The 12144-nt window shown below is 43.4% G+C and carries 8 protein-coding genes; 2 read left to right on the top strand and 6 right to left on the bottom strand.

The window, feature by feature from the left end:
- Window positions 1-87: 87 nt before the first annotated feature.
- Together PV783_RS08655 and PV783_RS08650 are read right to left on the bottom strand one after the other, a co-directional pair.
- Window positions 88-1248: a FecR family protein gene (locus PV783_RS08655; RefSeq protein WP_420987735.1), complete on the bottom strand. Its 1161-nt coding sequence runs from the start codon at window positions 1246-1248 to the stop codon at window positions 88-90.
- Window positions 1249-1325: 77 nt separating this feature from the next.
- Window positions 1326-1916, bottom strand: coding sequence for an RNA polymerase sigma factor (locus PV783_RS08650; protein ID WP_420987734.1), 591 nt, complete (start codon window positions 1914-1916; stop codon window positions 1326-1328).
- Between the two features lie 849 nt (window positions 1917-2765).
- Here PV783_RS08650 and PV783_RS08645 point away from each other — a divergent pair.
- Window positions 2766-6050: a T9SS type A sorting domain-containing protein gene (locus tag PV783_RS08645; protein WP_420987733.1), complete on the top strand. Its 3285-nt coding sequence runs from the start codon at window positions 2766-2768 to the stop codon at window positions 6048-6050.
- Between the two features lie 194 nt (window positions 6051-6244).
- Here the strand turns inward: PV783_RS08645 and PV783_RS08640 are convergent, their stop codons facing one another.
- The 4 genes from PV783_RS08640 to PV783_RS08625 form a co-directional block, all read right to left on the bottom strand.
- The gene (locus tag PV783_RS08640; protein ID WP_420987814.1) at window positions 6245-7141 is read right to left on the bottom strand and encodes a helix-turn-helix domain-containing protein; all 897 of its coding nucleotides are present in this window, start codon (window positions 7139-7141) and stop codon (window positions 6245-6247) included.
- Complete coding sequence (locus PV783_RS08635; RefSeq protein ID WP_420987732.1) at window positions 7065-7466, bottom strand: GlcG/HbpS family heme-binding protein; 402 nt, start codon at window positions 7464-7466, stop codon at window positions 7065-7067. Before PV783_RS08635 ends, PV783_RS08640 begins: the two co-directional genes overlap by 77 nt.
- A 43-nt stretch (window positions 7467-7509) precedes the next feature.
- Window positions 7510-8301 (bottom strand): SDR family oxidoreductase, encoded by a 792-nt coding sequence (locus PV783_RS08630; protein WP_420987731.1) that lies wholly within the window; start codon window positions 8299-8301, stop codon window positions 7510-7512.
- A gap of 183 nt (window positions 8302-8484) precedes the next feature.
- Complete coding sequence (locus PV783_RS08625; protein ID WP_420987730.1) at window positions 8485-10929, bottom strand: outer membrane beta-barrel protein; 2445 nt, start codon at window positions 10927-10929, stop codon at window positions 8485-8487.
- Window positions 10930-11113: 184 nt separating this feature from the next.
- Here PV783_RS08625 and PV783_RS08620 point away from each other — a divergent pair, with 184 nt between their 5' ends.
- Window positions 11114-12142 carry a sensor histidine kinase gene (locus PV783_RS08620; protein WP_420987729.1) on the top strand — a complete coding sequence of 343 codons (1029 nt, stop codon included), beginning with the start codon at window positions 11114-11116 and terminating at the stop codon, window positions 12140-12142.
- The last annotated feature ends 2 nt before the right edge of the window (window positions 12143-12144 follow it).

Raw genomic sequence — 12144 nt, 5'->3', positions numbered from 1 at the left:
TTGATTATAAATATAAGATTCCCACCAGCTGGCATGTTATCAACATGCAACTCCAAATGACAGCCAATAAATGATTTTGGTAATTTACTAATGCACTACGCTAATATTCCTTTCCTTTACTTCGAATTTTATATCTCCTATTTTTTCAAGTGCGTGCAGCACAGTTGACAATTTTTTATCTCTCCTGATAGATGCGTGAACTTTAATATCTTCCGGAACTCCGGTGTAATCCACCTTCAGGTCATACCATCGTGCTACCTGGCGCAACACTTCAGCCAATGGCGTAGCTTTAAACCGGAAGTCACCATCTTTCCATGCAGTGTACAATGATACATCAACAACTGCTACATCGAAATTTGCTTTATCCAGTATTGCCTGCTCCCCCGGATGCAATTGTACCGACGCGGCTCCTTCTCTGCCGTCTAATTTTACGCTGCCGCTTACAAGTGTGGTCACTGTATTGTTCTCATCTTTATAACAGTTGATATTAAAACCAGTGCCCAATACTGTTACATCCTGGTTGGATGTATGCACGATAAATGGCTGGGAGGCATTATGTGCTACTTCGAAATACGCCTCCCCATTCAGGATTACCCGCCGGTCTTTTCCATTAAATACCGTTGGATATGAAAGCGAAGACGCTGCATTCAGCCAAACCCGTGTGCCATCACTTAAGGTAACACGGTATTGTCCCCCCCTTGGCGTACTTAAGGTGACCCGTTGGATAGATTCTTTTACAGACAGGGTATCACCATCTTTGTAATGAATACTTTCCCTGTCTACCACAATTTCCTGCTTCTCACCATTCAATGGATATACCGTTCCATCTGATGCGATAAGGGTTGCACGATTTGTACCAGGTGGAATATCACGGCTGGCCAACTGCGAGGTGGCATATCGGTTATGTGCAAACTCTTTATAGAAATAAAATCCGGACGACAATACCAGTAGTAAGCCTGCGGCGGCGGCTACCCCCTTCCACCATGATATTTGCTTATATTTTGGCGCATGTGTTATACCTAGTTGTTCCCGGATACCATTCCACGCCTGATCTTTAACTATCCTGACTCTTGTATCCGGTAATGATGACATGCTGTTCTCCCCTAAAAAATGGGATATGAGCAGGGCATCCTGTTCTGCCTGATTTTCTTTACGCTGGAAAAAATCATACAGGTGGGATAATTCCTCATCGGTAATTGTTTCTTCAATATATTTTTTGAAAAGTTCTTCTATATTAATGTTTTCCATCTTAGCAAACAGCCCTGTTAATGCATGATTACAGATAAATACACACGGGAAATAAAAAATAGCACCCCTGGAAAAAATTATTTTTCAAAAAAAACCGGAACCAGTACCGCGAACAAATAAATGTAGTTGGATCTCAATATATTTCTTAGCTGCTTATTAGCCTCTTGTATGTGATGATTGATAGCAGAGGCACTAATATTTAACCGGCTGCTTATTTCTTGATAGCTGAGGCCATCTATCTTATGCATGGTATATACCTCCCGCTGCCTTGGTGTAAGTTTATTTAACGCAGCATACAGTAACTCTTTGGCTTCAGATTGATTAAGGGATTCTTCTATGGGATTATGACTACCATCCGCATTAATTTGCTTGCGCATTAACTGATCATATACACTTCTTCTATATACGTTTTTTGAAAGATTGGCAGCCATTTTAAATACCAAAGCACCAAAACTAAGTTCCGGATTGATACTATGACGGACCTCCCAGATCTTAATAAACAGATCCTGGAGAATATCCTCTGCTAATTCTTCAGACCGCAGCAATTGAAGTAACTTCATAGTCAGGCGGGGGGCATAGATTTCATAAAGGGCTTTAAAAGCAAACTCATTCCCTTCCTGCAACCTGCGTAACAGGTCCTTCTCATCGGTGGTTTGTATGATATCCACTTCCCTTATTATTAATTTCTGCTGAAATTATAAAAAGAAAAAAAGAATAGCCAATATTTCTGAAAAATATATAAAATGATGTCATAACTATCGGGGAAATGCCCTACGATGTCCGGCATTCCACCGGCTTCACATGTAACAGGCGAAACACATGTCACTTTGACACTTAAATATCCGTAATCATAAAAAGCGACTGGCTTTATCTGATTACGATCATGGACTCGCCAGCGGAAAGATTGTTGGATGGTACATGAATACGGGTATGACAGTCAGAGAAATGATTGTTGCAGTCCGGAATATAACTATCAGCATGTAATCCGCATCTGTATCATTTCCACCCCTAATTTGTGACATTTGAGTACCCTGCCCCAAAGATAATCTCTGTAGTTTTATAGTATTCGATTATAGAGAAAGATTCCAGTTATGAAAATATGTCTGTTGCGACTAACCCTTCAGGGCACGCCCTTGTGTATTGACATGTTGTCAGCACCATCGTCATGCACCCAAACAAAGGTTAGCCCTAATCGTTTTACCAATTTTTCTCCGCACAAAGTCAATTTCTCTTTTCCATTCCAAATTGCAGCCTCATTCTAAACCGATGGGATGCTGTGTTTCTGTAGCCATTATGCACTCAATTAATCTGTAAATATGAGTCAACCAAACCACCCGCTTACGAATACTGCTGTTATCAGTACTTTATTACTTTTCATCACTGGCGATGATACTCTTACTCCATCCAGGGTTGGTAAATGGCACTTTAGACGAGGATAAAAAGCGGCAGGTAAAGGGTAACACTATCTTTTCAATTTTGCCTTCTCCGGGCTTAATTTACTTAAACCATTAACCTTTATGAAAACAAAATCACAGACACCTTTTAAACAAACGATTATGCTTCTTTTGGATTTCGGATTTTTTAAATCCATCGGAACATTTTCAAAGGTCAGGCAAAAATCACTTGCCATCCTCCATTTACTTCCCGTTGTTATTATGTTTCATGCCTATGAACTGAAGGCCCAATCCACAGCCAGCTATACCTGGAAGAATGTAGCTATTGGTGGTGGCGGATTTGTTTCCGCTATAATTCCGAGTAAAACTGAGCAAAACCTGGTTTATGCCAGGACAGATGTGGGAGGAGCCTACCGCTGGAATGCATCCACTTCAAGTTGGGTGCCGTTGTTAGATTGGGTGTCGGACGATGAAGTGGGGTATCTCGGTGTCGAGTCTTTGGCGATAGATCCTCAATCGCCCGGCAGGGTCTATATGCTGGTAGGTATCTCTTATTTCAACGGCGGGAAAACAGCTATACTCCGGTCTACCGATTACGGCAATACCTTTGCCGTTACAAACGTTACTACACAATTCAAGGCCCATGGCAATGGTATGGGCCGGCAAACCGGAGAAAAGCTTGTAGTAGACCCTAACAACAGCAATATTCTATATTGTGGTACCCGTTGGAATGGATTATTCAGAAGTACCGACGCTGGTGCTACATGGAGCAGGCTGAACTCACTGGATGTAACCACAACCCCTAATGAAAACGGGATAAGCTTTGTGGTTTTAGACGGAAGCAGTGTTTCAGGAGGAGCTACCCAAAGGATCATTGTCGGAGTTTCACGCAGCGGGAGTACCAACCTGTACAGAAGTGATAATGGCGGACAATCTTTTTCTGCTATTTCCGGCGCTACCACCACTTATATGCCACACCGGGCTGTTTTAGCAAGTAACGGAAACCTGTATCTCACTTATGCCAATGGTGCGGGCCCAAGCGGGCATTGGTCGCTACCGGAACCTATGGATAACGGACAGATCTGGAAGTACAGCATTTCCACCGGCGCATGGACAAACATTACACCTTCCGGTTTCAACAGGGCATTCGGAGGCATCAGCGTTGATCCCAATAATCCCAACAGGATTGTGGCTAGTACCATCAACACCTATATGAACCAAAATGGCGCCTGGGGCGACAGGATGTTACTGAGTACAAACGGTGGTTCAAACTGGGTGGATGTAGTAGACAGGGGATTTACCATGGATCCGGATGGTATCACCTGGGTTAGCGGTCATGCCATCCATTGGGCAGGCTCAATAGAATTCGACCCTTTCAATACTGAAAAGGTTTGGGTCACTTCAGGTAATGGTGTTTTTAGAAATGATAATATCAGCTCCAGCGGCACCTGGCGGTTTGCAGTAAGAGGGCTGGAAGAAACGGTACCGCTTGGCCTGGAAAGTATCCCCAATGGTCCTGTAATGTCTGTTATTGGCGACTACGATGGGTTCAGACACACCACCAATGTTAGCCAATATGCACCCATTCATAATCCGCAAATGGGGACCACCAGCGGATTGGCAGTAGCTGCTCAAAATACAAACAAAATCGTCCGGGTAGGAAACGCTATGTATTATTCCAATGATATGGGGTTAACCTGGACGCAAAATAGTATGAATGGTTCTCACGGACAGGTGGCATTATCAGCTAATGGTAATACTGTGCTGCACTCTCCGAAGGAATCTTCTGCTACATACCGGTCAACTAATAATGGATCCTCCTGGTCTGCGGTAAGTGGTTTGAGTTTTAATGAAGCGCGGCCGGTTGGCGATCCGGTCAATTCCGATAAATTTTATGCCTATAATCCCGGAAATGGAGCGGTAATGGTGAGCACCAACGGTGGATCTTCTTTTTCCCAGGCTGGTTCAGTTGCGGGCGGTGGCTCCAAAGTCATCCGCCTGGCGCCTGGAAGGGAAGGTCATGTTTGGATAGCTTTGAACAATGGAGGACTGGCACGTTCAACTAATTCAGGGCAATCATTTTCCACCATAAGCAGCGTCAGTAATTGTGGAGCCGTTGGTTTTGGGGTGGCTGCAGCCGGGGCAAATTATCCTGCGATTTACATTTGGGGTACCGTCAATAATGTCCGAGGCGTTTATCGCTCCACAGACCAGGGTGCTTCATGGGTTCGTGTAAATGATGATACGCATGAATACGGAGGTCCGGGTAACGGGCAATTCGTACAGGGAGATATGAACATCTTCGGAAGAGTATATATGAGTACAGCAGGCAGAGGTATCGTTTATGGAGATCCATCCACCTGTACACCTACTGCCATTACCCCGTACTTACAGATTAATGGCGGAACCTGGCAGCAAACAGCCAGTGCCTCTTTAACTGCAGGCGGCACCATTCAGTTGGGCCCTCAGCCTACGCAGGGAGGATCATGGAGTTGGAGCGGGCCAAATAATTTTAGTGCTGCTACCCGTGAAGTATTCATTTCAAATATCCAGGCTAACCAGGCAGGGAACTATGTAGCCACCTATACCAATAGCGGCGGATGCCAGAGCACCCAAACCTTCAGCATTACCCTGACTGGCTCCATACTGAGGGAATCCTGGACCGGAATCAGCGGAACTGCTGTCAGTAACCTGACCTCTACTACCAATTATCCAAACAACCCTACAGGCAGAGATCAGATCACCAGCCTGGAAGGCCCCACAAACTCGTCGGATAACTATGGAACCAGGATCCGTGGATACATTCATCCGCCTGCAAGCGGCAGCTATACCTTCTGGGTAGCGGGAGATGACAACGCCGATTTATACCTGAGCTCCGGCGACAACGCAGCCAATAGCTCAAGGATAGCTTATGTGAATGGGTGGACCAATTCCAGAGAATGGAATAAATACAGCACACAGCAATCCACTTCCATTAGCCTGGTTGCCGGTCAGAGATACTACATTGAGGTCCTTCATAAAGAAAGTAGTGGTGGAGATAATATATCTGTAGCCTGGCAGGGACCTGGTATCTCACAACAGGTAATCGCCGGAAACTACCTTTCCCCCTTCATTCCGGGAACAGGCGGTACTTTGGCAGCCAAACTATCATCGAACGTAAGTATTGATGACGATGCCGTTAGCCTATATCCGAATCCTTCCAGTACAGGAAAATTTACGATTCTTCTTCCGGAAATTCCGGAAAATGCGTTCGTAAGAATTTATGATAACCAGGGCAGAATGCTCTATGAAAAGAAAACTCACGGGAATAAAAAGATAGAGATCGATTCACGGCTCAATCCAGGGTTCTACATTATCACGATAGAATCGAAAAGATTTAGTTCCACTAAGAAACTCGTCATCAATTGACAATTTTTTCGCCAATGACCGGGAATGCTTTGCTGGAGCATTCCCGGTTTCTTTCATAACCGGGGGGCCTTCCGGTCCGCAGAAATACGAAGAAACCCGCGCTAGTCGCGGGTTTTATATTTTAAGCTGGGTATTAATCGGGTTCCGGTTAAATTTCTCCCGTTTTTATGTTACCTCATTAAGGCTAAAATCCATTATACTTCGGTAGTAGTGAGTCCAAATTTTTGTTTGAACGTAAAATAAAAATGAGACAAGTTTTCAAATCCTAAGTCGAGATAAAAATCTGCTGGCTTTTCCTTTTTTTGTTTGATGCGATACATCGCTTCGTCCAGTCGTTTTTCTTTCAACCATTGCTTAGGTGTGGTGTTGAATACTTTTGCAAAGTCACGTTTAAAGCCTGAAATGCTTCTTCCTGTCAATTTTGCAAAGGCTTCCACCGAAACGTTGAACATATAATTTTGGCTCATAAATTCTTCCAAATCTATTTTATAAGGGTCGGAAAAATCAAATAAAATGTTTTTCAAATCAGGGTTGCTTTGAAGGATCAGCTCAATGGCTTCCCTGATTTTTAAGTTTGCCAGCTTGGGTGTAGCTTCTTTCGTTTTGTTGATATACGGACTGAGTGAAAGAAAATAAGCATTTAGAAACTCATCAGGTTCAAAAAACAGTTTTTGTTTGTTATTACTGCTTCCCACTGTTATTTTGAACTCCAATGCATACTGACGAAGGGTTTCACTATCCAATGAAATCGAAAGGAATTGATATTTGCCTGACTTTCCGGGATACTTCACAGTACGGATGAGCTGGTTTTTCCTAACCAGGACAATTTTATTTTCGGAAATAATCGTATTGCCGCCCGCATAAAAAGCGTGGGTTTCTCCCGACAACTGGAATCCCAAAAAATGTTCCGGTATAAACTCTTCGTCCCCTCTGCGTTTTTCAAATGCACAGGAATACACCAATTTATCAAATATGATTTCGCTACTTTCTCCCATTAAGCAAATGTCTAAAAAATTAAGCAAACATTTTTGCGCCTGCTTCAGCAATTTCTTTATCCTGCTGGGGTGTTCCTCCTGAAGAACCGACTGCACCAATGATATTTCCGTTTTTATCTTTTATCACAGTACCGCCGGCAATAGTCAAAAGTCCGTCGTTTGAATTAATCATTCCATAGCTGTGAAGTTCTGCGCCTGCAATTATAGCGCCCATCATATCACTGTCAACACCAAACATCACAGCTGTTTTTGCTTTTTTTACGGCGAAATCAATTACACCATAAACACTGTCCAATCGCGCAAAAGACGCCAAATGACCACCTGTGTCTACCACCGCGATACTCACAGGAATATTCAATTCTTTGGCTTTCTCAATCGAAGCATTCAATACTTGTATTGCCTCGCTATAAGTTATACTCATCTTGTTTGAATTGTAATTTTTAGTAGAGTGCTTCAAGTTTCATTTAGCTTTTTGCAGTCCAGGCTTCCGCTTGCAATTGTTTCACATAATCTTCCGTTTCTTTTGGATGTACATTTCTGAAATAAGAGTTATCATCCAATGCCACATTCACAATCGTTTCTGCCATGGATTGGGGGTCTAACTGGTCTTTCAGTGATGCTGCCGCGCCGTCAAACGCTGCTGGCGGTGTAAAGTTTTTCTCCGGATTGTACCAACGGAAAATGGAATCCACACCACGGTCGTTAAATCCTGTACCAAAGACGCCCGGGTTGCAGGTAGCGATTTTGATATTAAATTCTTTCAATTCAGTTCTCAAACCTTCTGCAATGGCTTCCATGGCGTGTTTGGAAGAACAATACGCCGCAACGTAGGGAACCGTCCAAAGACCGCCCATGGACGTAGTGAAAACGATTTTAGCAGCTTTTTTCTGATCTATCCATTTTCTTATAAATCCTTGTGCTAACTGCAATCCACCGAAAACATTCACATCAAACATATAGCGGATTAAATCCAAAGGCTGCTCCGCGATGGGACCGCCTTCCATGATACCGGCATTGCTGATAAGGATATCAATGTTGTATTTGTTTACGATGTATTCAATATCACGGGAATTGGTTACATCTAATTTATCCGCGACTAATTCGATACCCGATTCTTTTGCTTCGCGGATCAAATCACTCATTTGAGGATAAACTTCTGCTGTTGCGATGACTTTGTGTCCTTTTTTCGCCAAATCAAATGCTGCGATTTTCCCAAAACCGCTTGCCGCACCTGTAATCAAAATTGTTTTGCTCATTTTATATTCATTTAAAAGTACAGAGCAAAGTTCTACCAATTACAATTGCTATTTATTGCTGAAAGGTTCAAATATTTGTTGCTAGAAAGACCAGCTGATTAATTTCGAATTTAAATTAGCCCGAATGTACCCCTTTGAGATTTCATGAACGGGAAACGGATCCGCCTCCATTCTGATTAACCACTACCTGTTCCTTCTCCGGCGACCAGGATACTCTGCCTGCTCAATTGGCGTCTTCTCTTCATCACTTTTATGAACCCTTCCGAATTGCCAGTTAAAGGCTACCGACAAGGAGCGGTTATAATACCGCGCAGTGGTTTCACTTTGAAAAGAAGGGGCGGTAGCCATACTTCGCTGTTTTACGTAATGCTGAAAAGGATTGTTGAATGAGAGGGTAATACTTCCCTTCTTTTGCAAGATTTCCTTTTGAATGGCCAGACGGTAGGTATAGTCAGCAGTGTTTTTTCCTTGCAGCGTGATAAAGCCATTACTATAATCACCGGATAGTTCGAATATGTAACCACCGGGAGCAGTATAAGAAGTGTTGATATTAAAAGAGTGAAAGAAGCCGTTATTACCAACCTGTAAAGCCTGGCTTTTAAACCATACCTGGTAAAATTCCAGGCCACCGTTGATGGTCCAGTTGTCGTTCACTACAGTGTATGCATTGACATTTGCGCCCAAACGCCTGTTGGAGGCAATATTCCGGGGAATGGTCCTTGATATACCGTTGCTGTCAACTGTTGCAAGAGACTCTATTGAATTTGAGTTAAAACTGAAGTAGATACTGCTGATCAGGGTAAAACCAGATGGCATATTGTAAGCGTGAGAAACTTCCAGCATACGCGTAATTTCCGGACGCAAACGGGGATTCCCCTGCATGAGGTTACGGGGATCACTTGCATCTACATAGGGATTAAGATCCCAGATAAAGGGCCGGCGAATACGTTCTGTATAATTGAATTTAAACTCCTGTTCCTCACTTACTTTCTTCGCAACCAGGATGTTGGGCACCAGGTTACTAAAACCAGTTTCAAAAGAAGGGGTTGTTCCTCTGAAGCGGGCACCAAGCCGGGTATATTCATAACGGGCGCCCAGCCGGAAGCGCCACCCGCTTTGGGTTTCAAATGCCGTGCTTAGGTAAGCCGCCATAATATCCTGGAAATAAGTCATCGAATCGCTACGCTCCAGGTCCTGCTGCAGATCACTGCTACCGGGGTTATTACGGTTATTGAACACCGTATAGTTACTGGCAGCATTATTTTTACTCCAACGCATACCGGTTTCCAGGAAATTCTTGCCGCTTTTGCTGAGCTGATGGGTATAGTCCAACTGGAAGCTATAATCCCTGCTGCGTCCTTTATTAGGACTCAGCTCACGAAAGAAATGCCTGCCATCAGGGCTAAACTGATCTGTGCTGTAGTCAGAGCGATCTGTGGAACGGCTCAGATTTCCCAATAACTGCAACTCCTGTTTTTTACGTTTAAAACGCTTCTGATAATTGAGTGCAAGATCATAGTAGTGATAACTTCCTTGCTGGTCAGCGTTTTGATTATACTCAGTAATGCCTTTGGCATCCTTATAATAATTATATAAGCTGCTTTTTATGGGCCATTGTTCACGCCAGTAAGAAAGTGTAGCGCCTATCTTTTGTGATGAATCAGGACGGTACTCCGTTCCCAGTTCTATACTTGCCCCTTTGGTTTTCTGTGTCGCGTCGGAACGCTGAACAAGGTTGCCGGTATTTAGTCCGTTGTATAGTAACCCCCTGCTTAAGTCAGTTTTTCTCCGTTCTTTTTCAACATTGCCACCCGCCATGAGACTAACATCAAATTTATTCCGGGAGATGTTCAAACCGAGGTTCGCAGACTGTTCCAGGTTGCCGGCACCCAGGTTAAGGCTGCCGGATGTGTGCTGTACTTTTTTCCGCGTAACGATATTAATGACGCCGGCTGCACCCTCCGCTTCATACCTGGCAGAAGGCGCGGTGATCACCTCAATAGACTGTATAGAACTGGCCGGGATTACTTTCAGCGCTTCTTTAAGATTTTTAGCGAGAATCCCGGATGGAATGCCATTGAGCAAAACTTTGACATTGGCATCTCCCCGAAGTTTTACAACGCCATCTGAACCCACGGTTACCATCGGCGCCTTGCGCAAAACATCCGCTGCCGACCCGCTCTTATTTCCGATATCGGCGGAAGCATTGTACACCAGCTTATCCCCTTTGTTCTGAAGCAAAGCTTTGCGGCTCTGCACCACTATCTCATTTAACTGTTTGCTTTGCCTCATCAGGATAAATTTGCCGAGGTCAAGGTCCGGCACATTTATCTCTATAATTCCTGAATATAATTCATAACCGGTGTGTGAAATACTCAACACATAAGTTCCGCTTACAGGCGCCGTCAAAATAAACCGGCCATCATTGCCGGTTACAGCAGTTTTAGCTACAGCGCTATCTTTATATCGCAGGATGATTGTGGCCAGGTCCAGGGGCTTGTTCTCTGCGGTGTCCATCACAATACCTTTGATTTGAAAGATGGCTTTTTCGCCGGAGAGTATAGATTGGGCTTTAACTGCCACTGAAGCGAGTATCAGCAATAATAAAGCAAGAAATTTTCCAGCCATCGGAATTGTTAGTTTTTAATAATGAAGTTTTATCTTACTACAGGCAAAGGAAAAAGTTTAATTTTTCAGCGGGAAAAGAGAATGAGCAAAACCGCCATTCAAATGACGAACGACGTTCGTCATTTGAATTTTTCCTGTTTACGTGAAAGAATGACCTTTGGGTATCCCGGAAAAAACACAGAAGATGGCATATACGATAAATTGGTTTAATAAGCGTTACCTGCAGGAAATCGGAATTTTTGCAGCCATGTTCATTTTGACTATGGTGAATCAGTGGTTCCAGCTGGATTCATTCAATGCCATTATAAAGGGGTTGGTTTTCTTTGTAATTCTATATGCACAGGCAAAGTTTCACTGGCATTTCATTCTGCCATTATTCTGGAACAGGAAATATGGAACATATGCCATCGTAACATTCGGTGCCTTGCTCATAGGAACACTGGTACTTTTTCCGGTAGATTGTTTCTGGATTGAACCGGATATTTTACAGCAGGAGAGTGTCATGTCTGTTTTACTTTATCATTTTGTTATCAGTATCGCCAGCATAAGTACCATCATGTTCCTGTTTTTAATCAGGCAACACGCATCGCAAATCCGAAAAAGAACCGAAGACAAGCTGCTGCTTGCTGAAATGAATATAAGGCTGCTGCATGCTCAGTTGAACCCGCATTTTCTTTTCAACATGTTCAATAATCTTTATGGTGTGAGTTTGGCAGAGCCTGAACGGGTGCCTGATTTAATTCTGAAATTATCCAACCTGATACGGTATCAGCTTGAAGATGGGCGCAGGCCCCTCGTTGCGCTGCAGGCAGAAATAGCTTTCATCGAAAATTATATAGCCATAGAAAAAGAACGGATTGGAAAACGTTGCGAAATTTCTTATGCTGTACAACAAGGGGGTCTGGAACCGGATAAGCTTTCCATTGCGCCATTAATCCTCATCACGTTAATTGAGAACGCATTTAAACACAGTATTACCATCACCCGGAAATGGTATGTACATATTAACATACAACTGGAACAACGGACATTAATCGTTGATATTGTAAATTCTCTAGGAGATGAAGCACTGAAAAGAGATTCTACAGGAATTGGGCTGGCAACCATCCGGGAGCGACTGGAGTTGCTATACGCAGGAAATTATCAACTCGATACTTTTCAGCATGAAAGCGAATTCAGGGTCGTTTTAAAAATACTATTAAATCACCAGTAGTT

The sequence above is a fragment of the Chitinophaga sp. CC14 genome (genome assembly GCF_048957795.1).
Classification (GTDB): Bacteria; Bacteroidota; Bacteroidia; order Chitinophagales; family Chitinophagaceae; genus Chitinophaga; species Chitinophaga ginsengisegetis.
The sequence above is the reverse complement of the archived record's forward strand: the minus strand, read 5'-3'. Positions and strand labels throughout refer to the sequence as shown.